Genomic DNA, 22,846 nt, shown 5'->3' with positions numbered 1-22,846 from the left:
TTATTTCCAGCTGGGCAACCACAGATGGTTCTGCCACGATTCCGGCGTGATCGGCATGGCGGTGAGTATCGGCCAGAGGTAGACGAAGTTGGCCACGACCAGACCGATGTACAGACTGACTGCCAGAAGTCCGGTGGTACGACGCTCGACGGACGCGCTCGCCTTGCCCAGTACATCGCCGAGGACCAGCGCAAATCCCATGACCATGAACGGGGCGAGTGCAACTGCGTAGAAGTAGTACATCTGGCGGTCGAGCGTCGCGAACCACGGGAGGTAAGCGGCACCGTAGCCCGTCAGGACCACGGCGTATCGCCAGTCCCTGCGCACGAACGTCTGCCAGATCGCCCACGCCAACATCGGTAGGGCCAGCCACCACATCGCCGGTGTGCCGATCAGCATCACGGCCTTGACGCAGCTGGCGGCCCCGCAACCGGTGACCTGCTCGCCGTCGGCGTAGTAGTAGAGCATCGGTCGTAGCCCCATCGGCCACGTCCACGGTTTCGACTCCCACGGGTGGTGGTTTCCGGCGGAGTTGGTCAGACCGGCGTGGAACTGGAGAACGTTTCCGCTGTAGTACCAGAGTGAGCGCAGCGCGGAGGGAATGAAGCTCCATGTGCCGCCCTCACCGATCTCGTTACCGACGGCGTGACGGTCGACGCCGGTCTCGCTGGTGAACCAGGCCCAGTAGCTCGCGAGGTACACACCGAGCGGAATGATCACCAAGGCATACAGAGCCGGCCCGATGTCGCGAACTGCAGTGCCGACCCATGGGCGCTGCACGCGGTAGGCGCGGCGCGCTGACAGGTCGAAGGCAACACTGAGCAATCCGAAGAACAGAATGAAGTACATGCCGGACCACTTGGTTCCGCAGGCCAGGCCGAGCAGGATGCCGGCGCCGAACCTCCACCACCGGAAACCCAGCCGCGGACCCCAGGCAGAGTCGCCGATTCGGCCCTCTTCGTATACCTTCGCCATCCGTTCGCGGACTTGGTCGCGATCGACCACCAGGCATCCGAGGGCGGCGAGAACGAAGAAAGCCAGGAAGATGTCGAGCATCCCCAGGCGTGAGGAGACGAAGGTGACGCCGTCCACGATGAGCAGGATTCCGGCAATCGCGCCGATCAGCGTGGAGCGCGTCATGCGGCGCACGATCCGGATGATCAGCAAGACCATCAGTGTCCCGACCAGGGCCGACGAGAATCGCCACCCCCAACCGTTGTAACCGAAGAGTGCTTCGCCGATCGCGATCATCTGCTTACCGATCGGCGGGTGTACCACCAATCCGTAACCGGGATTGTCTTCGATGCCGCCACCGGTCAGAACTTGCCAGCCCTGCGGAACGTAGTGCTTCTCGTCGAAGACAGGTGTGCCGGCGTCGGTCGGGTAGGCGAGCATCGTGAAGCGTGTGATCGCCGCGATAGCGGTGACGAAAGCGGTGACGATCCAGCCGCGCAATCTGTCGGTCGGGCCGAAATCAGGATCCGGTACCAGCGGGCCGGGACTACGCATTACCCGATCGCTCGTGGCGGGCGTTGGCCGCTCGTCCGTCTGCACAGTCACCTGGCAATCGTAGGCTGTCAGGTATGACTGGTCGCTTGGTACTCGCCGCAACACCCATGGGAGATGTCGGTGACGCGTCTCCGCGTCTTCGGTCTGCTCTCGCAACCGCCGACGTCGTTGCTGCGGAGGACACACGACGCACCAAGTCTCTGGCGTCCGCGCTCGAGGTAACCATCACCGGGAAGATCGTCAGTTTCTACGATCAGGTCGAGATTTCCCGGCTGCCCGCGCTGGTCGCCGACGTCGCCGAAGGCAAGACCGTCCTGCTGGTCACGGACGCGGGCATGCCGTCGGTCAGCGATCCCGGATATCGCCTTGTCGCCGCCTGCGTAGCCGAGAACCTCGCCGTCACGTGCTTGCCCGGTCCGTCGGCGGTGACGACCGCGCTGGCACTCTCCGGATTGCCCGTCGAGCGGTTCTGCTTCGACGGGTTCCCGCCGCGTAAGCAGGGGCAGCGCAAGACGTGGCTCTCTGCCTTGGCAACCGAGCAGCGAGCGTGTGTGTTCTTCGAAGCGCCTCATCGCCTTGCCGACTGCCTCGCAGATGCGGTGGAAGTGCTCGGGCCGAATCGCCGCGCGGCCGTGTGCCGGGAATTGACCAAGACCTACGAGGAAGTGAAGCGCGGCACTCTCGGGGAGTTAGCTGCTTGGGCCGCCGAGGGCGTTCGCGGTGAGATCACGGTGGTGCTCGAAGGCGCAGTGCTGGTGGCATCTGATCCTGCCGATCTAGTCGACGAGGTGGAAAGGCTGGTCGAGGGGGGAGCACGATTGAAGGACGCGTGTGCTCTGGTCGCAACGGCCGGAGTCTCCAAGCGTGAGTTGTACGAGACGGTCCTGGCCGCTCGAAAGGACTAGCGGGAGCGGTTCACGGCGGGTGCGCCGGGACGCAGGTTGGCGTCGTCGGCTGCAGCCTGGCCGGCGTGCCAGCCTTCGGCGTCCACGGACCGTCCGCGAGTCTTGCGGGTTGTCGGGAACAATCGATCGAATTCGGCGTCGACGGCCTCGGATGTGGTGGCGAGGATCGGCAGAAGATCCGCGACGTCCATCGATGCCGCGTCGGCCGCTTCGGCGGTGGCTTTGGTGCCGGCGTCACGCAGGCGGTGTCCGATGCGGCTGGCGAACCCGGCCAGGAATCCCTTGCGGAACGAGGTGGTGCGTGAGCCGCCACGATTGCTCGAGTCGGCGAATTGCATTGCACGGGTTGCCTGTACGAGCAGGGAAGTGAACAGCATGTCGACTTGCTGAAGGTCGACCGGAGTGCCGACGACGGTCGCGAGTGCAATGTCGCTGAACCAGACAGTCCTGACTCGATTCGATTCGCCGATCTCGGTCAGGAGGTGAACCTTTTCCTTCACGTACGGGTTCTCGATGTGAATGCGTCGGGCATTGACGGATGTGTCGGTGACCCCGGCGCGACTGTGGAGCAGTGCGGAGTCGATGGCGTACCGGGTCATCAACTCCTGGGCCTTCGCGGTGAAAATCTCGGCTTCTTCCGCGAAGTTGGTTGCTTCCGCTTTGGCGAGTAGTCCACGAATTCGCTTGAGTACCTTGGCGTCGACCTCGGTATCGCCGACGCCGGCATAGCTGGTATCGGTGCGTTGCGACGGCCAGGTGGATGGTGGCGCGAGCAACACCGTCCACTGAGGTAGGCGCATCCACGATCGCGCGACGTCGACGATCTGCGAAACGAGGAAGTAGGGATCCTGGAACAGAAGGCCGGCCGCGAGGGAGCGAAAAACGTCGTCGTCCACGGTGATTCGAGAAGCGATGTGCCGAGACTTCGGATACTGCTCGCCGATTGTCTGCAACTGCCCCACCCATTCGAGCGGAGCGCGATCGGAGGCGCGCGACGCCTTCGCGTCGAACAGGATGGTGGTGGCGGCGAGATCGGCGTCGGACGCTTCTTTGCTTCGACGCGCCAGATGAATCAGATCCGCCGGCTGCCATCCGCGGTCGTACGCCGCGGACAGTTCGGAAACGAGATCTCGCACCGCGGAAACGGATTGAGGGCTGACCTCCTGAGTGGACACCCGCGCTCCGTTCCATGGCAGTGTCTGCGCCGAAGCGCTGGTTCGAATGTATGTTCTATTCGTCGTCATAGCTGGAGTGTGCACGTGGGGTCCGACACATCCGCCTGTAACCGGATATCTCGGACCCCACGTGCGGCACTCTCGCTTAGCTCATTCCTCGACGAAGCGGGGGAAAACTGGCGCCGGAGCAGGCAGTTTCCGGTTCGCGTCGATGCGAACCGCAATGTCGGCGAACTGCCGGTTCTCTTCGCTCTGGCCAAGCAGATCGAGGATGCGTGACGCCGCGTCGGGCATCACCGGCTGAACGAGAAGCCCGACGATACGGACCACTTCGAGCGTCACGTACAGAACCGTCGCCATGCGTGCCGGATCCGTCTTGCGCAGAACCCACGGTTCCTGCTTGGAGAAGTACCGGTTGGTCTCGCCGAGAACGCCCCAGATGGCTTCCAGTGCGAGATGCAGCGCCTGCACGTCGAACTCGCTGCGGCACTTGGCAAGCAGGGCATCCGCCGACGCCAGCATCGCCAGGTCGTCCTCGGTGAACTCGCCGGGGGTCGGTACCTGGGCATCGCAGTTCTTCGCGACCATCGTCAGTGAACGCTGCGCGAGGTTGCCCAGTTCATTGGACAGGTCTGCATTCATACGCGTCACGATTGCTTCGTGGCTGTAGCTGCCGTCCTGGCCGTACGAGATCTCGCGGAGCAGGAAGAAACGGACCGCGTCGAGGCCGTACTGATCGACCATCGCGATGGGGTCGACGACGTTGCCGACCGACTTCGACATCTTCTCGCCCTTGTTGTACAAGAACCCGTGGACGAAGACCCGCTCCGGCAGTTCGATGCCGGCAGACATGAGGAACGCCGGCCAGTACACGGTATGGAAACGCGTGATGTCCTTGCCGATGATGTGCAGGCTCGCGGGCCAGAACTTCTCGAACTCCGCCGAGTCGACGTTCGGGTAACCCACGCCGGTCAGGTAGTTGGTGAGGGCGTCGACCCAGACGTACATGACGTGGTCGGGGTCTCCGGGAACCTCGACGCCCCAGTCGAACGTGGTGCGCGAGATCGACAGGTCCTTGAGGCCGCCCTTGACGAAGCTGACGATCTCGTTGCGACGAGTCGCGGGGGCAATGAACTCGGGATGCTCTTCGTACAGAGCAAGCAAACGGTCCTCGTAGGCCGAGAGACGGAAGGTGTAGTTGGACTCCTCGGTCCACTCCACCGGAGTGCCGGTCTCCGTCGACTGACGGGTGCCGTCGTCCAGAAGCGTGGTCTCGGCTTCGGTGTAGAAGGCCTCGTCACGAACCGAATACCACCCCGAGTACGTGTCGAGGTAGATGTCGCCCGATGCGGCCATCTTTTCCCAGATCGCCTTGCTGGCGACCTGATGATCGGCGTCGGTGGTGCGGATGAACCGGTCGTACGAGATGTTCAGGACCTTGTCGAGGTTCTGGAACACGTCGGAGTTCCGAGCCGCGAGTTCGCGGACGTCGATGCCCTCTTTGATCGCTGTCTGCTGCATCTTCAGACCGTGCTCGTCGGTGCCGGTCATGAAGAACACTTCATGACCGTCCAACCGCTTGAAACGGGCGAGCGCGTCCGAGGAGATGTACTCGTACGCGTGGCCGATGTGCGGAGCGCCGTTGGGATACGCGATCGCTGTCGTGATGTAGAACGGCGATCGTTCCGCGCCTTCCGGGGCAGCGGAGTCCGGGCGCGGGGTCTGGGAGGGTGAGGCAGGCACAGTCATGGTGGGCTTACTCTATCGGGCGTGAGCAAAGACCGTCCCGCCCCCGATGCCCCTGAGCCCTTGTCGCCTCTGATCGACGCACATACGCACCTCGACGCCTGTGGTGCGCACGACGCTGCGACCGTGGCCGAAATTGTCGATCGGGCCGAGGCCGTCGGCGTCGGACGGGTCGTCACGGTGGCCGACGACCTTGATGCCGCACGCTTTGCCGTCGACGCTGCGAACTGGGATTCGAGGGTTTACGCAGCCGTCGCAATCCATCCGACCAGGGCGAACGTCCTCGATGTCGACACCAGAGCCGAGATAGAACGGTTGGCGTCCGATCCGCGGGTCGTCGCGGTGGGGGAGACCGGGCTGGATCTCTACTGGCCAGGCAAGCTCGAAGGGTGCGCCACCATCGAGGAGCAGGTCGACGGTTTCCGGTGGCACATCGACCTCGCGAAGCGTCTCGGCAAGACGCTGATGATTCACAATCGCGAAGCCGATGAGGACCTGCTGCGGGTGCTGCACGAGGAAGGCGCGCCGGAGACCGTGGTGTTCCACTGCTTCTCCTCGGATTCGGAGATGGCCCGTGCGTGCATCGACGCGGGCTACGTGTTGAGTTTCTCGGGAACCGTGAGTTTCAAGAATGCGAAGGCGCTGCGTGAGGCCGCGCTGTTGGTGCCCTCGGATCAGCTGATCGTCGAGACGGATGCGCCGTTCTTGACGCCGCACCCGTTTCGCGGTGCGCCCAACGAGTCGTACTGCCTGCCGTACACGGTGCGCGCGCTCGCAGACATCCGCGGTGAGGATCCGCAGGCGCTGGCAGCAGCGTCCACGGCGACAGCGGAGCGCGTCTACAAGCTCTGACGCTATGGTGGTCTGACAGGTAACTCCGCGCCCGGGATCGTCGTGTCCCGGTCCGTCTACTGCGCGGAGTATTCAGATGAATGACCGAATCGATCCCTCCGACGTCGATCCCGACGACGTCGAACACATAGACGAACAGTCCTCTCGATCCGGCGCGAGCGCTGCGAATTTCTCGCATCCCGGGAGGGAATGAAGGCGCACAGCTTCACTGAGCCGACGCCGGTCGACTCTTCGGTCCAGATCGTCAGCGTTCATGTCGACGCGGTCGAAGTCGAGTGCTGCGGACCGTTTCCTGTAGTCGGTGAACAATGCTCGTGGACATTGACACCGCGATCGCAGGACGACGCGTTCGACGGTTGGGTTCACGGCGGGATGCCGGCGTCGGGAGTCGTGACCACGGGTGTGGTGCTCGGGATTCTCGTGGTCACGACGACGTACGAGGAAGTCGGAAGTCCACGCATGTGGTTGCCCGTCGAAGGTAGCGAGACCTATCGAAGGGTCGAGGCCAGTCCTCGGTGGTTCCGAAGGTTCGGCGACTTCGACTTCGAGCCGCAGAATCGGATCGAGACCGGGCTGGTCGTCGAATTGGCCACCACCCGTGCGCCTTTCCGGTAGTCCCCACTACCAAAAAGGCGCACAGGGGGCTTGCCCCTAGAGAACCTTCGCCAGGAAGTCCTGGGTGCGCTGCTGCTGGGGGTTGCCGAACAGACTCTCCGGCTTACCTTCTTCGACGATGTATCCGTCGGCCATGAAGATGACTCGGTCGGAAACCTCACGGGCGAAGCCCATCTCGTGGGTCACGACGACCATGGTCATGCCCTGCTTGGCGAGGTCGCGCAGCACCTGCAGAACCTCACCCACCATTTCGGGGTCGAGGGCGCTGGTGGCCTCGTCGAAGAGCATGATGTCCGGACTCATCGCGAGTGCGCGGGCGATGGCAACGCGCTGCTTCTGCCCACCGGACAGGCTGGCGGGCTTGGCATCTGCCTTCTCCGCGAGACCGACCTGGCCGAGCAGTTTGACGGCGATCTCGCGAGCCTGCTCCTTGGTCGATCGCCCGGTCTGCACCGGAGCGAGCATCACGTTTTCGACGACGCTCATGTGGGGGAACAGGTTGAAGTGCTGGAACACCATCCCGATGTGCTGGCGCACCTTGTCGATGTCGACATCCTTGTTCGTGAGGTCGAACTGGTCGACGCGCACGGATCCGGCGGTGATGTCTTCGAGGCGGTTGAGGCAACGCAGGAAGGTCGACTTGCCGGAACCGGAAGGCCCGATGACGCAGACCACTTCACCGCTCTTGATGTCGACGTCCAGGCCCTTGAGGACCTCGTTGTCGCCGAACGACTTCTTCAGTCCCTTGACCGAAATCTTGACCTCGGTGGCGGACTTGCCCATGTTGACGGCTGTTTCGGTCACTTGTTGATCCTCTTCTCGAGGCGGTTCGACAGCTTGGTGAGCGCCATGATGATGATGAAGTACATGACGCCGATGATCAGCCACATGTTGAACGACTGGAAGTTGCGCGCGATGATGATGCGCCCTGTCTGAGTGAGCTCGGCGAGTCCGATGACCGACAGGATCGACGTGTCCTTGAGGGTGATCACGAACTGGTTGATGTACGACGGGATCATCGTGCGAATTGCCTGCGGCATGATGACTTTTCGCATCGACTTCATGTAGCTGATGCCCAGGCTTCGTGACGCCTCCATCTGTCCCTTGTCGACGGACAGGATGCCGCCGCGGACGATTTCAGCCATGTACGCGCCGGCGTTGAGCGAGAGCGTGATGATGCCTGCGGTGAAGGCGGACATCTGGAAATGCAGGGCTGCCGGGATGCCGAAGTAGATGAAGAATGCCTGCACCAACAGCGGTGTGCCGCGGAAGATGTCGACGTAGGTTGTGCCTATACCTCGGACGAACATGTTGGTGGACACGCGGCAGAGACCGAAGATCGCGCCTAGGACCAGAGCGATCGCGATCGAGACGACGGAGAGAACGATCGTCAACCACAGGCCCTTGAGAAGCTGCGGGTAGGTGCTCTTGATCAAGCCGATGATGGAGTTGTCCGACGTCGACGCGCCCTGACCGAGGTAGGTCGAGACGATTTCGTCGTACTGGCCGTCGTCGCGCAGGTTCTGCAGTCCGGCGTTGAACATCTGGAGCAGTTCGGCGTTCTGGCCCTTGTTGACTGCGAAGCCGTAGCTCGCGCCCACCTCTTTTTCGGTGACCGTCTTGAGGCCGTTGCCCTGTGTGATGCCGTAGGCGAGGACGGGGTAGTCGTCGAAGACTGCGACGGAGTTCCCGGTGCGGACCTCGTCGTACATGCTGGCGGAGTCGGCGAAATAGACTGTGGTGAAGCCGTATTGGTCCTTGATGGACTCGGCGAAGCTGGCGCCCTCGGTGCCGTTCTTGACGGCGACGCGCTTGCCCCTCAGATCCTCGTACGACTTCACGTCGTTGTCGGTCGCGAGGACCGCCATCTGCACGCCCGACTCGAAGTACGGGTCGGAGAAGTCGAACACCTGCTTGCGGGCGTCGGTGATGGACATGCCCGCGATGACGCCGTCCGCCTGCCCGGCCTGCACGGCCTGAAGGGCCGCGTCGAAGCCGAGCTGCTTGATGTCGACCTTGAAGCCTTGGTCCTCGGCGATCGCATTGAGCAGGTCGATGTCGATGCCGACGAGTTTGCCGTCTTCGTTCTCGAATTCGAACGGGGCGAATGTCAGATCGGTGGCGATCGTGTAGGTGCGGCCGGGTTGCGCGCTCGCGATTCCGGGGGCGAACAGCGCTGCGATCAGCGCCAGCAGGATGGCCAGGATCGGCCACCTGGCATTACGTGGTCTGTCGAATCTTCTTCGCACTATCGCCCAGCTTTCTTCTGTCGCGCCCGGGATCGCCGGACTGCTTTGAACCAGACGAGAACATACTGCGCCCAGAGCTGAATCGATACACGGGTATCGGAGCCGGAAAGTGTAGAACACACGACACGCCGTTGCCGTTCCGTGACAAAAGTCGCATTTCGTTGTGATTTGGTTGCCGATACAACGCTCGGTCGTTACCGTATTGTGATCGAACGTCGTCTGCCTTGGGATTTCCTGTGTCGCCTTTTGCCAAGATCAACTCCACGAAGTCACCACTCCTCTATTCAGTGGTGGGTGCGTTGCTTCTGACGCTCATCGTCGGGGGTGCGCTCGCCGTGGTTCGGCACAAGACGATCACCCTCGACGTCGACGGCGACATGATTTCGCTGTCCACGATGTCGAGCAGCGTCGGTACCGCTCTCGAGGACGCCGGATACCCGGTCGATCCCAAGGACGCGCTCGCACCCAGTGCCGATTCCTCCCTGTCCGATGGCGATACCGTCGTACTACGCCGTGCCCGTGAGTTGGCTCTGACCGTCGACGGTCAGCCGACCACCATCTGGACCACCGCATTGACGGTCGACGAGGCATTGAAGCAGGTAGATGTTTCCGACGACTTCGCAGTCTCGGCTTCGCGCTCGCATCGTCTGCCGCTCGAACGGACCGAGCTCGACGTCGTCAGCCCGAAGACCGTCAGCGTCAGCGACGGTGGCGCTCCCGCGGCGGAGGTCAAGCTCGCCGCCGTGACCGTCGGCGATCTTCTCGCGGCCAAGAATACGCCGCTCGAGCAGGCCGACTCGGTGGTTCCCACCGCCGAGACACCCGTTACCAACGGCCTGACCATCCAGGTCACTCGCGACCGCACGGACACTCGCGTCGAGACGCAGCCGATCGCGCCGCCGGAGAACAAGGTCGAGGATCCCGAGCTGGAGAAGGACAAGACCGTCGTCGAGAACCCGGGTGTTCCGGGTGAGCGCACGGCCACCGTCGAGGTCAAGACCGTCAACGGCGTCGAGGCCGGACGAACCGAACTGTCCGCGACCGTGATCAAGGAACCGGTCGCAGCAGTGGTGAAGGTCGGTACCAAGCAGGCTTCCGCTCCCGCTGTGTCCAACGCGTCGACGTGGGATGCCATTGCTCAGTGCGAGGCGACCGGAAACTGGGCCATCAACACCGGCAACGGTTTCTACGGAGGACTTCAGTTCACCCAGAGCACCTGGGAAGCATTCGGCGGCGGTCAGTACGCAGCTCGCGCCGACCTCGCATCACGTGAACAGCAGATCGCGATCGGCGAGAAGGTCCGCGCCGGTCAGGGCTGGGGTGCTTGGCCGTCCTGCACCAGCAAATTGGGCCTGCGCTGACGCGCTCACACCTCACAGAACACAGGAACCGATGTCACCGTTCGCCAAAATCAACTCGACCAGGTCGCCGTTGTTGTACTCGGCGATCGCCGCTCTTCTCCTGACGGTTCTCGTGGGTGGTGTTCTGGCCGTCGTCCGGCACAAGACCATCACTCTCGATGTCGACGGTGAGCAGATTCGCCTGAGCACCATGTCGACCAACGTCGACGGCGCTCTCGAGGACGCGGGTTACCCGATCGGTGACAAGGATGCAGTTGCTCCCGCGGCCGACGCTTCGCTGTCCGACGGCGACACCGTGGTGCTCCGTCGTGCCCGTGAGATCACGCTGACGGTCGACGGTCAGCCGCAGAAGCTCTGGACCACAGCCTTGACCGTCGACGACGCGTTGAAGCAGTTGGACGTCGCGGCGGATGTGCACGTGTCGGCTTCGCGCTCGCAGCGTCTTCCGCTGGACGGCGCCGCGCTCGACGTGCTGACACCGGTCGTCGCAAAACTGGTCGACGGCGCAAACCCGGCAGCAGACGTGCGTATCGCGGCGCCGACGGTCGGGGAGTTCCTTACCGCCAACGGCACTCCGCTCGAGCAGTCGGACACGGTGGTTCCCGCCGCCGACGCTCCACTGACCGAGGGCCTGGAGGTCACGGTGACGCGCAACCGCACCGAGAGCAAGGTCGAGACCTTGCCGCTCGATCCGCCGGATCAGCGCATCGAGGATCCGACGATGAACCAGAGCCGCACGATCGTCGAGAACCCGGGCGTGCCCGGCGTGCGTGACGTGACGTTCGCCGTGAATCTCGTCAACGGTGTCGAAGCCGGACGTACCCAGGTCGCGGAGACGATCACCACACCGGCGCAGCCGAAGGTCGTGCGTGTCGGAACGAAGCCGGGCACCGAGGTGCCGCCCGTGGAGAACGGTTCGACGTGGGATGCGCTCGCACAGTGCGAGGCCACCGGTAACTGGGCCATCAACACCGGCAACGGTTTCTACGGCGGCGTGCAGTTCGATCAGAACACCTGGGAACGACAGGGCGGGTTGAAGTATGCGCCCCGCGCCGACCTCGCCACCCGTGAAGAACAGATCGCGATTGCGACACAGACCCAGCGCACTCAGGGCTGGGGCGCATGGCCGTCGTGCTCGGGTCGCCTCGGACTGGGATAAGTTCTACTGGTGTCAGACGCCGAACAATCGAACGAACCCATCGCTACTCCGCGCGGGCAGGCAGCCCTGCTCGGTCCGGTCGAGGTGCGCGCTCTTGCCGAGGAATTCGGTGTCCGGCCCACGAAACAGTTGGGGCAGAACTTCGTTCACGACGCCAATACCGTGAGGCGCATCGTCACCACGGCAGGCGTGACACGTGACGACGTCGTTCTCGAGGTAGGGCCTGGTCTCGGTTCGCTGACGATGGCGCTGATGGACGTGGTCGATCGGGTCATCGCGGTCGAGATCGATCCCAACCTCGCGGCTCGCCTGCCGAAGACGGTGGCCGAGCGAGCGCCGGAACTGGCCGATCGCCTGACCGTCGTCGAAGCCGACGCGATGCGTGTGCTGCCTTCGCAGATTCCCGGCGAGCCGACCGCGCTTGTCGCGAACCTGCCGTACAACGTCGCGGTGCCGGTGCTGTTGCACCTGTTCGCGTCGCTTCCGAGTCTGCGGACCGCACTCGTGATGGTGCAAGCCGAGGTTGCCGACCGCCTGGCGGCTGATCCGGGAAGCAAGATCTACGGCGTTCCCAGCGTCAAGGCCAACTTCTTCGGCGAGGTTCGCCGCGCCGGTGCCGTCGGACGCAACGTGTTCTGGCCGGTGCCGAAGGTGGAATCAGGTCTGGTTCGTATCGACCGGTATGCGGAGCCGCCGTGGCCGATGGACGAGAAGCACCGCAAGCAGGTTTTTGCGGCGATCGACGCCGCATTCGCGCAGCGCCGCAAGACTTTGCGTGCCGCGCTCAGCGGTTGGGCAGGTTCGCCTGCCGAGGCCGAACGACGGCTCCTCGCTGCCGGCATCGAGCCACAGACGCGTGGTGAGATGCTCGACGCAGCAGCCTTCGTTCGGCTGGCTGGAGGCGAATAGCCCCGTGCGCGGTTAAGGAGTGCAGGGACTCCCTAACCGCGCACAGGGGCTTGCCCCCTTATTTGAACCGCCGCAACCTCAGGCTGTTGCTCACCACGAACACACTGCTGAATGCCATTGCGGCACCGGCGAGCATCGGGTTGAGCAGGCCGGCCGCAGCCAGCGGGATCGCAGCCGTGTTGTAGGCGAATGCCCAGAACAGGTTGCCCTTGATGGTCTTGAGCGTCTTGCGGGACAGTCGAATTGCATCGGCTGCCGACCGCAGGTCACCTCGCACCAGAGTGATGTCGCTGGCCTCGATCGCAACGTCGGTACCCGTGCCCATCGCCAGGCCGAGATCGGCCTGAGCCAGGGCTGCCGCGTCGTTCACGCCGTCGCCGACCATGGCCACGACGCGTCCTTCCGCTTGCAGTTTCTTGACGGCGTCGACCTTGTCCGCAGGCATGACCTCGGCGAAGACGGTGCTGATCCCGACCTGATCCGCGACAGTGCGAGCAACGGTGGCGTTGTCACCGGTCAGCAGAACCGGTTCGAGGCCGAGTGCTTTCAACTGCGCGATTGCTTCGGCGCTCGTGTCCTTGACCGCGTCGGCGATCACGAGGATGGCGTGCGCCTTGCCGTCCCAGCCCACCGCGATTGCGGTGCGCCCGGCCTTCTCTGCTGCAGCCTTCGCCTCGCGGAGATTTTCCGGCAACGGCATCGACCAGTCGGCGAGCAGCGCGTCTCGGCCCGCGACGACGGCGTGACCGTCGACCATTCCCTGCACGCCGCGCCCGGCGACGTTCACGAAATCCTCGACCGTAGGCAATTCGCCCACGGCTTCGGTCGCACCCTTCGCGATCGCTGCGGCGATGGGGTGCTCGGAGCGATGTTCGAGTGCGCCGGCCAGCCGAAGGACCTCGTCGACGGTTGTTCCTTCGCCCACCACGGTGTCCAGCAATGTCATCTGACCGGTGGTGACGGTTCCCGTCTTGTCGAGCACGACGGTGTCGACTGCGCGCGTCGATTCGAGCACCTCGGGTCCCTTGATGAGGATTCCCATCTGGGCTCCGCGGCCCGTGCCCACCAACAGAGCTGTGGGCGTTGCCAATCCGAGAGCACAGGGGCACGCGATGATCAGCACGGCGACCGCAGCGGTGAACGCCATCTCGATGGGGTTGCCGGTACCGAGCCAGTAGCCCAGTGTCGCAACGGCAATCGCGATGACGACCGGCACGAAGATACCGGCGATCCGATCGGCGAGGCGCTGAACTTCGGCCTTGCCGTTCTGTGCGTCTTCGACCAGTGCCGCCATCTGGGCGAGTTGGGTGTCGCTCCCGACCCGGGTGGCCTCGACGGTCAAGGTTCCACCGACATTGACGGTGGCGCCGACGACAGTGTCCCCGACACCGACTTCCTCCGGCACGGATTCGCCGGTCAACATGCTCATGTCGACGGCTGAGCGGCCCTCGGTGATGATGCCGTCGGTGGCGATCTTCTCGCCGGGCCGGACGATGAAGGAGTCGCCCGCTGCCAGTTCTTCGGCGGGGATTCGTACTTCGACGCCGTTGCGCAATACCGCGACGTCTTTCGCACCGAGTTCCATGAGTGCGCGTAGTGCGGCGCCGGACGTGCGCTTGGACTTGTGCTCGAAGTAGCGTCCGGCCAGCACGAACGTGATGACGCCCGCGGCAACTTCGAGGTAGATGTTGGCGCTGCCGTCCATCCGGTCGACCGTCAGCCGGAAGGCGTGCTTCATACCGGCTTCGCCCGCAGTGCCGAAGAACAGTGCGTAGAGCGACCAGACGAAGGCCGAGATGGTGCCCAGCGAGATGAGCGTGTCCATCGTGGCCGCGCCGTGACGCAGGTTCACCCAGGCAGCCCGGTGGAAGGGGAGGGCCGCCCACACGATGACCGGTGCGGCCAGTGTGAGGGAGAGCCATTGCCAGTTGTCGAACTGCAGCGCAGGAATCATCGCCATAGCGATGACCGGCACGGAGAGAAGAGTCGAGATGATCAGGCGGGTACGGAGCTCGCGCAGATCACGATCCTGCGGGGTTTCCGCATCCGGGTCGACGGTGTCCGGCGCGCTGGGCGGCTTGGGGAGCGCGGCGGAATAACCGGCGTTCTCGACGGCAGTGACCAGATCTTCGACGGGTACCCCGTCCGGGAAGGTGACCTTGGCCTTCTCCGTCGCGTAGTTGACGGTGGCTGTGACGCCGTCGATCTTGTTGAGCTTCTTCTCGATTCGTGACGCGCAGGAGGCGCAGGTCATCCCGGTGATCGCGAGTTCGACGCTGCTCGAGTTGGCAGCATTGTCGACCGCAGTCGGTGACGTCATCAGTGCCCTCCCTCGTGATTGTCTGGAACTGAAGCTGTGGAAGTGCCTGCATCAACAGTGAATTCGGCGGTCCGAACCACGCCCTCGTGCTGGAAGTCGAGGAACAGTCGGTATGTGCCTTCGCTCGGTGCCTGTGCGTGGAAGGAAATGTCCGGACCAGGAGCTGTGACGCCGTCGCCTGGCTCGCCTTCGGGGTGCACGTGCAGGTAGGCGAGGTCGCCGGTGCGCAGGGCAACGAGGTGACCGAAGGCACCGAGGTACGGATCGAGATCGGTGACCGGGGCTCCGTCGCGAGCAACGCTCAGCGTGATCGGGCCGCCGGCAGTGGTCAGATCACCGTCGAGAGTCACGGTGTATCCGTCGACGGTTGCGGTCGCGCTCTTCGCAGGTAGCGGCGCGGGAGTGAATTCGCCTGCCACGTCGAAGTTTCGGCCGAGTGTCAGTTGGGTGCCGTCGGTGGGATCGAAGTCCGCGAAGACTCGGTAGGTGCCGGCGGCGGGCCAGGCCCAGTCGATCGACCAGGTGCCGTCTGCAGCGAGGGACGGATGTACGTGGCGGAATTCGCTGGTGTCGTTTCGGACGACAATGAGGTGGAGTTTCTTCTCGTGCAGGAGGTCGAAATCGACGACGGGCGTGTTGGTGTCGTCGAGAATCCGGAAGGTCAAGGTTCCCGGCTCCCCAGCTCGACCGGGTGCGGTCACATCGGTGAGTGTGTATCCGCCGGAAGAGACTTCGAGTCCTGCAGGTGTTGCCGAATCCATGCCTGGCATCGATTCGGTGGTTGATTCGTGGGTGCTGTGCTGGGTGGTGGACATGTCTATCGGGCTTCCGATTGCGGCCCCCACGCCGAGGGCGGCGCCGAAGACGGCGACCAGCCCTACGGCGTAGGCGGCAAGTGTTGTCGAGGTGCGCACGGCTGACTCAGCTTGGTACGACTGCGTAGCCGGCTTCGTCGACTGCTGCGACGACGTCGGCTGCGGAGACGGGAGCATCGCTGGTGACGACGACGCGTCCGCTCGCCAGTTCGACATCCACCGCGGTTACTCCCGCGATGTTGCCGATCTCTTCCTTGACGGATCCGACGCAGTGTCCGCAGGTCATTCCGGAAACGGTGTATTCGGCGGTGGTCATCGCTGGTCCCTTCGGTTGTGGAAAGCTTATTTTACGGATACCCGGTGTAGGTATCGCCCTGCAATCGAAGGTACCCCCAGGGGGTATGCCTGTCAACGGGCTGGGCAGTGATGAAGGCCTCAGGGAAGACAACACGGCGGATGTGTGGTCTACTTGTGGTGGTCGTAAGTGTTTGTGTTTGTGTTTCCACGCTCGCAAATGGTTAGGTTGCGAGCGTTTGGACATCCTCCACGGATTTGTCTCAGAACGGTCGTAGTAAGTGACCCGGGCGGTCGAAGCGACTGCCTGTTGACACTGTGTTAGAGGAGATTTACATGGCAGAGGGCATCGTGAAGTGGTTCAACTCCGAGAAGGGGTTCGGCTTCATCGCTCCCGAAGACGGCAGTGCTGACGTCTTCGTTCACTACTCCGAGATCCAGAGTGGCGGCTTCCGCACTCTCGAGGAGAACCAGCGCGTGGCGTTCGAGATCGGTCAGGGCAACAAGGGCCCGCAGGCCACCGGCGTTACCATCGTCTAAGACGTCCATGTGAGTCGGGCAACCGACGCATGACGTACTGACAAGACCCCAACTCTTCGGAGTTGGGGTCTTGTTGTATTTGGGTGAAAAACGCTGTCATGCATCGAGATACCGCTGAGTGGCGACTGCCGTTTCCGCCGCGATCGTGCGGCATTCCTCGCGGAGTTCAGGTGGATTCACAACGGTGAAATCGACGTCGAAAGCTCTGAGCCAGTGTGCGATCGATCGCAGAGAAGTGCCCGAAAGCACTATGACGCAACGCCCTTCGTCGGTGGACTCCACCGATCCCCACTGTTCGTTGACCATCGGTGCTATCTGCTCGATGGGTGCATGCAGTAGAACTGTTGCGCGCGTGGAGGAATAGGCCCGAGCGACACCGCGGGAAACGAAGTCTGCTGCACCACCGGCGGGTAGTTCCCGCGGCACGAATCGTGGGCCGGTGGGGATCTTGGGTTCCATTCTGTCTACGCGAAATGATCGCCAGTCTTCGCGAGCGAGATCCCAGGCCACCAGATACCACCGGACGCCCGACCGTACGAGCCGGTACGGTTCCACCTCGCGCCGGCTCTGGGTGCCGTCGTGAGTGCTGTAGTCGAATCGCAGGCGTTCGTGGTTGTGGCACACCGACGCGATGGCGGACAAGACCGACGCATCGACTGCGCTCGCGGCGGGCTCGCGTGGCACGACGTCGATCGACAGCGACTCCAGACGGTGTCGCAGCCTCGACGGCATGATCTGCCGCAGCTTCGCCAGCGCGCGCATCGAAGCCTCGCCGATGCCGACCACAGAGCCGGTCGCTCCGGATTGCAGTGAAAGTGCCACCGCGAGCACTTCTTCGTCATCGAGCTGTAGCGGGGGCATCTCCGCGCCGGCACCCAGGCGATATCCGCCACCGACTCCGACTGTCGCGTCGACCGGATAGCCGAGATCGCGGAGGCGGTCCACGTCACGTCGAACCGTGCGCGGGGTGATCGCGAGTTTGTCTGCGAGTTCGGCACCGGACCAGTCTCGACGCGTCTGGAGCAGTGACAGCAATCGCAGTAGGCGAGCCGATGTCTCCTTCATGGCCAGAAGTCTGCCAAACATTTAGGACCGTATGAGTCCTCAATTGAATTTAGGTTGGTCCACATCCGACCAGTCGAGAAGAAATTGGGGCCACGTCATGAGTCGCATCAACGACGGCAGACCGATGATCGAGACGAAGGCGCTCACCAAGCACTTCGCTCAGGGCAAGAAACTCGTGGAAGCAGTCAAGGGAGTCACGCTCGACGTAGCGGAGGGTGAGTTGGTTGCCTTGCTGGGACCGAACGGCGCCGGGAAATCGACGACGTTGCGCATGTTGACCACCTTGCTCGAGCCCACGTCCGGCAGCGCGCGAATCGCAGGATTCGACATCGCTGCGGCACGAAACGAGGTGCGATCGAGCCTCGGATACGTCGGGCAGGGGAACGGCGCCGGCCACAACCAGCGAGTTCGCGACGAGTTGGTGACGCAGGGGTTGTGCTACGGAATGCCCAAGGGTGACTCGCAGGTCCGGGCCGACGAGCTGCTGCGTGATCTCGAACTCACCGAGTTGGGCACTCGAAAGGTCAGTACGTTGTCCGGCGGGCAGCGACGGCGGCTCGATATCGCTCTGGGCCTGGTCCATCGCCCACCGCTCCTGTTCCTCGACGAGCCGACCACGGGCATGGACCCGCAGAGTCGGGCCAACTTCTGGGACCACATCCTCCGGCTGCGGCGCGAGATGGGCACCACGATCGTGCTGACCACGCACTACCTCGAAGAAGCGGATTCGATGGCAGAGCGGGTCATCGTCATCGACGAAGGCACTGTCATCGCGGACAACACCGCTGCCGCACTCAAGGCTGATCTTGCCGGAGATCATTTGTTGCTCACCTTCGACAGCGTCGAGGCGGCCGCCGTCGCAGCGTCGGTGGCCGAGCGACTTGTCACTGTGCGTGACGTCACCGTCCAGGCGAGTTCGGTGAGTATCCGTGCCGGCGAGGGTGATTCGACGCTACCGGTGTTGCTGCGTGAAGCCGATGCCCGTGGTGCCCGCGCACTCACTGCCGACATCACCAGGCCGACTCTCGACGACGTCTTCCTCACTCTCACCGGCCGCAGCCTGCGCGAGAGCGCCGCCGCGGTCGCTTCCTGAAACACGACAAAGAACTTCGACGAACAGGAATCCGCCATGACAATCACACTCGATACCCCACGTACCGTGCACGGCAACATCGTTCGAGACAGCGCAATCGTGATGGGCCGTGAGCTGCGACCGATGTTGCGCGACCCGGTCAGCGTCATCTTCAGCCTCATCCAGCCGCTGATCCTGTTGGCGTTGTTCGGGCCTCTGCTCAAAGGGGTTCCGGGTACCGGTGACGGCGTATGGAATTGGTTCATTCCCGGTGTGTTGGTGATGATCGCGATCTTCGGAACGACGATGACCGGGTCCAACCTCCTGATGGAGATGCAGCAGGGATCGCACGAGCGAATGTTGGTGACTCCGCTCCGACGCTCGTCCTTGTTGATCGGGCGAGCGTGCAAGGAGATGGTTCCGCTTGCCGCGCAGGCGATTCTGATCATTCTGGTCGCACTTCCGCTCGGATTGGACGTCAATGCAGCGGGAGCCGCGCTCGGGATAGTCCTGCTGGGAGTGTTCGGCGTCGGACTCGGTGCGCTCTCGTACGCTCTCGCTCTGGCTGTGCGGGAGCAGGATTGGATGTTCTGGGTCGTTCAGCAGACGCTGATGTTCCCGCTCCTGATCCTGTCGGGAACCATGCTTCCACTCGAGGACGCACCAGGTTGGATGAAGGTCCTCGTGAACATCAATCCGCTCGGCTACGTCGTAGACGCCGAGCGGGCACTCTTTGCCGGAGACTTCGCGTCGAGCAGCGTTCTGGCAGGAATCGTCGCCGCCTTGGGCGTGGCGGTGGTCGGTCTGGGCGTAGGTGTGCGCGCGGTGAAATAGCGTGGGTGTGCTGGCTGTCGGACGGGCTGCTGCGGTCGCAGGTTTTCGCCCAGGTGTTCGCAGCGCCTATTGTTGTTCCTTGTGCTCTCCGTCGTTCCACGCCCCGTAGTCGTCCGGGCCCCGTCCAAGGTGAATCTCCACCTTGCCGTCGGGGACCTGCGAGACGACGGCTATCACGAGCTGACGACGGTTTTTCAGGCATTGTCGCTGGCAGACACCCTCACGGTGGCGCCTGCGGACACCTTGACCGTGCGGGTGATCGGCGACGACGCCGCGGCCGTGCCGACCGATCGCACCAACCTCGTGTGGCGTGCCGCCGAGATGCTCGCCGTCGAGGGTGGCGTGGCCCCGAACGTCGAGATAGTCATCGAGAAAGGCATCCCCGTCGCAGGCGGAATGGCCGGCGGGAGTGCCGACGCAGCCGCCGCTTTGGTTGCGCTCAACGCTTTGTGGAAGCTCGACTTCTCGCGGCCTGATCTCGACGCTTTTGCGGCACGCCTCGGGAGTGACGTTCCGTTCTCGCTGCACGGTGGCACTGCCCTCGGAACCGGCCGCGGCGAACAACTTGTCCCCGTGTTGACCCGCCACACTTTTCACTGGGTGTTGGCGCTGGCCAAGGGTGGCTTGAGCACACCAGTCGTGTTCCGCGAGCTGGACAAGCTGCGGGCAGAAGGCTCCCCGAAACGGTTGGGGAGCGCCGATGCGTTGATCCAGGCACTGACCACGGGTGACGCTCATCTGCTTGCGTCGCTGCTCGGCAACGATCTGCAGGCTGCGGCACTCTCACTCAACCCGGATCTACGACGGACGCTTCGAGCGGGCGTCGAAGCCGGAGCTTTGGCCGGCATCGTCTCCGGCTCCGGACCGACATGCGCCTTTCTCTGCGCCGACGCACAGTCCGCGGTGGAAGTGAGCGCAGAACTTGCGGGAGCGGGGGTGTGCCGCACCGTTCGCGTGGCGAGCGGACCCGTTCCCGGAGCACGAATACTCGACAATGCGGCAAAGGGACAGCACTGATGGCGAATCTGATCAATCTGGAAAACGTGTCGAAGTCTTTCGGCGTCAAGCCGTTGCTCGACGGGGTCTCCCTGGGCGTCGAGGAGGGCGAGCGCATCGGCGTCGTCGGCCTCAACGGTGGCGGTAAGACGACCATGCTCGAAGTCCTCGCGGGTGTGGAGCAGCCGGATTCGGGACGCGTCAGCCGCGTCGGCGGATTGCGTATGGCCGTCGTGACGCAGCGCGGTGTACTGCCTCCCGGCTCCACCGTCGGTGAAGTGGTCCTGGGGCCGCTCGGAGTGGCGCAACACGAATGGGCCGGCGACGCGCGCATCCGTTCGGTGCTCTCGGGTATCGGCATCGACAACCTGGGCGCCGGCGGCGAGCGGTCCGCATTGGATGCCAAGGTCGACGGCCTGTCCGGCGGTGAGCGTCGCCGCGTGGCTCTCGCTGCGGCCCTGGTTCAGGACCTCGACCTGCTGGTGCTCGACGAGCCCACCAACCACCTCGACGTCGAAGGTGTTCAGTGGTTGGCCGAGCACCTCGTCTCGCGTCGCAGCGCGCTTGTCGTCGTGACCCACGATCGCTGGTTCCTCGACACCGTCGCCACCCGCACCTGGGAGGTTGTCGGCGGCGGCGTCGAAAGCTACGAGGGTGGCTACAACGACTGGGTGTTCGCTCGCGCCGAGCGTTCGCGTCAGGCTGACGCTTCCGAAGAGCGTCGACGCAACCTTGCACGCAAGGAACTCGCATGGCTGCGCCGCGGTGCGCCGGCCCGTACGTCCAAGCCGAAGTACCGCATCGAAGCCGCAGAGGCTCTGATCGCCGACGTTCCGGCACCTCGTGACGCGGTCGCTCTTGCGTCGTTCGCGCAGCGACGGCTCGGCAAGGTTGTCATCGAACTCGAAGACGCGCGTCTGGAGACTCCGGACGGCCGTGTACTCGTCGAGGATCTGACCTGGCGTCTCGCTCCAGGTGAGCGTGTCGGCCTGGTCGGTGTCAACGGCTCGGGCAAGACGACTCTGCTGCGGACTCTGGCCGGCGAACTCGAGCCTGCCGCCGGAAAGCGCATTCAGGGGCAGACCGTCCACATCGGTTGGCTCAAGCAGGAACTCGACGATCTACCGACCGACATGCGCGTACTCGACGCGGTCAAGGATGTAGCCGAGCGAATCACGCTGGGAGACAAGGAAGTATCGGCGGGTCAGCTGGCTGAGCGGTTGGGCTTCACGCCGGCGCGTCAGCGCACCCCAGTCGGTGATCTCTCCGGTGGTGAGCGCCGACGTCTGCAGTTGACGCGTGTCCTCATGGCCGAGCCCAACGTCCTGCTTCTCGACGAGCCGACCAACGATCTCGACATCGACACGCTTCAGCAACTCGAAGATCTGCTCGACGGCTGGGCGGGCACCATGGTGGTCATCTCGCACGACCGGTACCTGATCGAGCGCATCTGTGACACCACCTGGGCGCTCTTCGGTGACCGCAAGCTCACCAACCTGCCCGGTGGTATCGAGGACTACCTGCGTCGGCGCGCAGCAATGGGGGATGGCGACAACCCGTCGGTGGCCTCGACGGCGAGTGGTGCGTCGAAGAGCAAGCAGGTCCGCGACGGCGCCGCGGATCGCGCTGCACGCAAGGAACTTTCGAAGCTCGAGCGGTCCATTGCGAAGTTCGACGACCGAGAGAAGAAGCTGCACGCTTCCCTCGCCGACGCGGCCACCGACCCGGACAAGCTGCAGAAACTCGGCGCAGAACTCAAGCAGGTCATCGCCGACAAGGAAGCGGCCGAAGAGCAGTGGATGGAGCTCTTCGCCGAGCTGGACGGCTAGGGGAACTTCGCCCCGAACCTCTTGAAGGTTCGCTCTGGATCCAGGGTTTCCGGAGCATGCCTGCGCAGCAGTGCGTCCAGAACGAGCCCGTCCAGTGCTGCGACCAATTCCGCTGCATCGGACGAGGTCATGCCGCGTTCGACCAGGATGTCGACAAACCGATCCCGACCACGCACCAGTTCCACTGCGAGGTCGGGATCGTGGAATGACGCGATGATCAGTTCGTAACGCGCCCGAGTGCGGCCGGATTCAGGCCCCAGCCACCGGGCCACCTGTTGCTTCGGCGTCTCGCCTGGGCGAGGAAGATCGCCGTCCAGAAGGTGTCGCACCACCTCGACTATCAGTCCACGCTGGTTTGCGAAGTAGTGCCGTGCGCTGCCGTGTGGCACGCCCGCCTCGTCTTCGGCGCCCCTCATCGACCAGGCTCGAAACCCAACCCGGCCCGTCTTTTTCGACATCCTGCTCGTGCTGTGCGTTGTTGCGATTGCGTGTTTTGCGGGGTATGTCTTCTATCGCGTGATATTGGACGACTAGGCGAATGTTTATGTACTTCAACAGGTCTCGAGACTTCATGTTCCCGAAGTTGTCCGGTTTGTCTCTG

The 22,846-nt window shown here is 63.5% G+C and carries 21 protein-coding genes; 11 read left to right on the top strand and 10 right to left on the bottom strand.

What is annotated here, in order from left to right; all coding sequences use genetic code 11:
- The gene (locus GN300_RS02265) at positions 1–1,509 is read right to left on the bottom strand and encodes a dolichyl-phosphate-mannose--protein mannosyltransferase (RefSeq protein ID WP_003946230.1); all 1,509 of its coding nucleotides are present in this window, start codon (positions 1,507–1,509) and stop codon (positions 1–3) included.
- Positions 1,510–1,583: 74 nt separating this feature from the next.
- Between GN300_RS02265 and rsmI the strand changes: the two genes are divergently transcribed.
- A complete protein-coding gene (gene rsmI / locus GN300_RS02260; protein ID WP_003946264.1) occupies positions 1,584–2,414 on the top strand; it encodes a 16S rRNA (cytidine(1402)-2'-O)-methyltransferase in 831 nt (276 codons plus the stop codon).
- Here the strand turns inward: rsmI and GN300_RS02255 are convergent.
- Positions 2,411–3,658, bottom strand: coding sequence for a DUF2786 domain-containing protein (locus GN300_RS02255; RefSeq protein WP_202425863.1), 1,248 nt, complete (start codon positions 3,656–3,658; stop codon positions 2,411–2,413). The two genes, rsmI and GN300_RS02255, sit on opposite strands and share 4 nt — an antisense overlap.
- Positions 3,659–3,739: 81 nt before the next feature.
- A complete protein-coding gene (gene metG, locus GN300_RS02250) occupies positions 3,740–5,338 on the bottom strand; it encodes a methionine--tRNA ligase (protein ID WP_003946248.1) in 1,599 nt (532 codons plus the stop codon).
- 21 nt (positions 5,339–5,359) lie between these two features.
- Between metG and GN300_RS02245 the strand changes: the two genes are divergently transcribed.
- Both GN300_RS02245 and GN300_RS02240 read left to right on the top strand, forming a co-directional pair.
- Positions 5,360–6,187 (top strand): TatD family hydrolase, encoded by an 828-nt coding sequence (locus tag GN300_RS02245; RefSeq protein ID WP_030536315.1) that lies wholly within the window; start codon positions 5,360–5,362, stop codon positions 6,185–6,187.
- A gap of 189 nt (positions 6,188–6,376) precedes the next feature.
- Positions 6,377–6,802, top strand: a complete 426-nt coding sequence (locus GN300_RS02240; RefSeq protein WP_007729020.1) for a DUF6578 domain-containing protein — start codon at positions 6,377–6,379, stop codon at positions 6,800–6,802.
- 36 nt (positions 6,803–6,838) lie between these two features.
- Here GN300_RS02240 and GN300_RS02235 read toward each other — a convergent pair whose 3' ends face one another.
- Together GN300_RS02235 and GN300_RS02230 are read right to left on the bottom strand one after the other, a co-directional pair.
- Entirely contained in the window at positions 6,839–7,606 is a 768-nt protein-coding gene (locus tag GN300_RS02235) for an amino acid ABC transporter ATP-binding protein (RefSeq protein WP_003946239.1), read from the bottom strand.
- The gene (locus GN300_RS02230) at positions 7,603–9,051 is read right to left on the bottom strand and encodes an amino acid ABC transporter substrate-binding protein/permease (RefSeq protein WP_082845815.1); all 1,449 of its coding nucleotides are present in this window, start codon (positions 9,049–9,051) and stop codon (positions 7,603–7,605) included. The genes GN300_RS02235 and GN300_RS02230 overlap by 4 nt, the downstream gene beginning before the upstream one ends.
- A gap of 236 nt (positions 9,052–9,287) precedes the next feature.
- On the opposite strand from GN300_RS02230, the gene GN300_RS02225 reads away from it, so the two are divergent.
- From GN300_RS02225 to rsmA, 3 genes are read left to right on the top strand one after another with little or no spacing between them, the layout of a single operon-like run.
- Positions 9,288–10,412: a resuscitation-promoting factor gene (locus GN300_RS02225; RefSeq protein ID WP_063316774.1), complete on the top strand. Its 1,125-nt coding sequence runs from the start codon at positions 9,288–9,290 to the stop codon at positions 10,410–10,412.
- A 31-nt stretch (positions 10,413–10,443) separates the two neighbouring features.
- A complete protein-coding gene (locus GN300_RS02220) occupies positions 10,444–11,571 on the top strand; it encodes a resuscitation-promoting factor (protein WP_063316775.1) in 1,128 nt (375 codons plus the stop codon).
- 9 nt (positions 11,572–11,580) lie between these two features.
- Positions 11,581–12,480 (top strand): 16S rRNA (adenine(1518)-N(6)/adenine(1519)-N(6))-dimethyltransferase RsmA, encoded by a 900-nt coding sequence (rsmA, locus tag GN300_RS02215; protein WP_003946263.1) that lies wholly within the window; start codon positions 11,581–11,583, stop codon positions 12,478–12,480.
- Positions 12,481–12,538: 58 nt separating this feature from the next.
- On the opposite strand, the gene GN300_RS02210 is transcribed toward rsmA, so the two are convergent.
- Genes GN300_RS02210 through GN300_RS02200 form a run of 3 tightly spaced genes read right to left on the bottom strand, consistent with a single transcriptional unit; the run spans position 12,539 to position 15,931 of the window.
- Complete coding sequence (locus GN300_RS02210) at positions 12,539–14,800, bottom strand: cation-translocating P-type ATPase (RefSeq protein WP_063316776.1); 2,262 nt, start codon at positions 14,798–14,800, stop codon at positions 12,539–12,541.
- Entirely contained in the window at positions 14,800–15,714 is a 915-nt protein-coding gene (locus tag GN300_RS02205) for a hypothetical protein (protein ID WP_007729015.1), read from the bottom strand. The genes GN300_RS02210 and GN300_RS02205 overlap by 1 nt, the downstream gene beginning before the upstream one ends.
- Before the next feature lie 7 nt (positions 15,715–15,721).
- A complete protein-coding gene (locus GN300_RS02200; RefSeq protein ID WP_003946267.1) occupies positions 15,722–15,931 on the bottom strand; it encodes a heavy-metal-associated domain-containing protein in 210 nt (69 codons plus the stop codon).
- A gap of 314 nt (positions 15,932–16,245) precedes the next feature.
- On the opposite strand from GN300_RS02200, the gene GN300_RS02195 reads away from it, so the two are divergent.
- Positions 16,246–16,449: a cold-shock protein gene (locus GN300_RS02195; RefSeq protein ID WP_003946232.1), complete on the top strand. Its 204-nt coding sequence runs from the start codon at positions 16,246–16,248 to the stop codon at positions 16,447–16,449.
- Positions 16,450–16,545: 96 nt separating this feature from the next.
- On the opposite strand, the gene GN300_RS02190 is transcribed toward GN300_RS02195, so the two are convergent.
- Positions 16,546–17,514 carry a YafY family protein gene (locus tag GN300_RS02190; protein ID WP_042449230.1) on the bottom strand — a complete coding sequence of 323 codons (969 nt, stop codon included), beginning with the start codon at positions 17,512–17,514 and terminating at the stop codon, positions 16,546–16,548.
- A gap of 97 nt (positions 17,515–17,611) precedes the next feature.
- Here GN300_RS02190 and GN300_RS02185 point away from each other — a divergent pair, with 97 nt between their 5' ends.
- The 4 genes from GN300_RS02185 to GN300_RS02170 all read left to right on the top strand — a co-directional run bounded on the left by GN300_RS02185 (position 17,612) and on the right by GN300_RS02170 (position 22,245).
- The gene (locus tag GN300_RS02185; protein ID WP_082845816.1) at positions 17,612–18,607 is read left to right on the top strand and encodes an ABC transporter ATP-binding protein; all 996 of its coding nucleotides are present in this window, start codon (positions 17,612–17,614) and stop codon (positions 18,605–18,607) included.
- 36 nt (positions 18,608–18,643) lie between these two features.
- Positions 18,644–19,420 (top strand): ABC transporter permease, encoded by a 777-nt coding sequence (locus GN300_RS02180; RefSeq protein ID WP_042448972.1) that lies wholly within the window; start codon positions 18,644–18,646, stop codon positions 19,418–19,420.
- A gap of 81 nt (positions 19,421–19,501) precedes the next feature.
- The gene (locus tag GN300_RS02175; RefSeq protein ID WP_030536307.1) at positions 19,502–20,437 is read left to right on the top strand and encodes a 4-(cytidine 5'-diphospho)-2-C-methyl-D-erythritol kinase; all 936 of its coding nucleotides are present in this window, start codon (positions 19,502–19,504) and stop codon (positions 20,435–20,437) included.
- Positions 20,437–22,245, top strand: coding sequence for an ABC-F family ATP-binding cassette domain-containing protein (locus GN300_RS02170; protein ID WP_003946255.1), 1,809 nt, complete (start codon positions 20,437–20,439; stop codon positions 22,243–22,245). Before GN300_RS02175 ends, GN300_RS02170 begins: the two co-directional genes overlap by 1 nt.
- Here the strand turns inward: GN300_RS02170 and GN300_RS02165 are convergent.
- On the bottom strand, positions 22,242–22,661 hold the full coding sequence (locus tag GN300_RS02165) for a TetR/AcrR family transcriptional regulator (protein WP_082845817.1): 420 nt from the start codon (positions 22,659–22,661) through the stop codon (positions 22,242–22,244). The two genes, GN300_RS02170 and GN300_RS02165, sit on opposite strands and share 4 nt — an antisense overlap.
- Positions 22,662–22,846: the final 185 nt, after the last annotated feature.

Origin of the sequence: Rhodococcus sp. Ni2 (assembly GCF_021352185.1) — a bacterium.
Lineage (GTDB): Bacteria > Actinomycetota > Actinomycetes > Mycobacteriales > Mycobacteriaceae > Rhodococcus_F > Rhodococcus_F qingshengii.
Note: the sequence above shows the minus strand (reverse complement) of the source record. Positions and strands in the feature narration are given on the sequence as shown.

Coding starts and splice junctions, on each gene's coding strand:
- GN300_RS02265 (WP_003946230.1), bottom strand. CDS start 1,509: ATGCGTAGTCCCGGCCCGCTGGTACCGGATCCTGATTTCGGCCCGACC.
- rsmI (WP_003946264.1), top strand. CDS start 1,584: ATGACTGGTCGCTTGGTACTCGCCGCAACACCCATGGGAGATGTCGGT.
- GN300_RS02255 (WP_202425863.1), bottom strand. CDS start 3,658: ATGACGACGAATAGAACATACATTCGAACCAGCGCTTCGGCGCAGACA.
- metG (WP_003946248.1), bottom strand. CDS start 5,338: ATGACTGTGCCTGCCTCACCCTCCCAGACCCCGCGCCCGGACTCCGCT.
- GN300_RS02240 (WP_007729020.1), top strand. CDS start 6,377: ATGAAGGCGCACAGCTTCACTGAGCCGACGCCGGTCGACTCTTCGGTC.
- GN300_RS02220 (WP_063316775.1), top strand. CDS start 10,444: ATGTCACCGTTCGCCAAAATCAACTCGACCAGGTCGCCGTTGTTGTAC.
- GN300_RS02210 (WP_063316776.1), bottom strand. CDS start 14,800: ATGACGTCACCGACTGCGGTCGACAATGCTGCCAACTCGAGCAGCGTC.
- GN300_RS02200 (WP_003946267.1), bottom strand. CDS start 15,931: ATGACCACCGCCGAATACACCGTTTCCGGAATGACCTGCGGACACTGC.
- GN300_RS02195 (WP_003946232.1), top strand. CDS start 16,246: ATGGCAGAGGGCATCGTGAAGTGGTTCAACTCCGAGAAGGGGTTCGGC.
- GN300_RS02190 (WP_042449230.1), bottom strand. CDS start 17,514: ATGAAGGAGACATCGGCTCGCCTACTGCGATTGCTGTCACTGCTCCAG.
- GN300_RS02185 (WP_082845816.1), top strand. CDS start 17,612: ATGAGTCGCATCAACGACGGCAGACCGATGATCGAGACGAAGGCGCTC.
- GN300_RS02180 (WP_042448972.1), top strand. CDS start 18,644: ATGACAATCACACTCGATACCCCACGTACCGTGCACGGCAACATCGTT.
- GN300_RS02170 (WP_003946255.1), top strand. CDS start 20,437: ATGGCGAATCTGATCAATCTGGAAAACGTGTCGAAGTCTTTCGGCGTC.
- GN300_RS02165 (WP_082845817.1), bottom strand. CDS start 22,661: ATGAGGGGCGCCGAAGACGAGGCGGGCGTGCCACACGGCAGCGCACGG.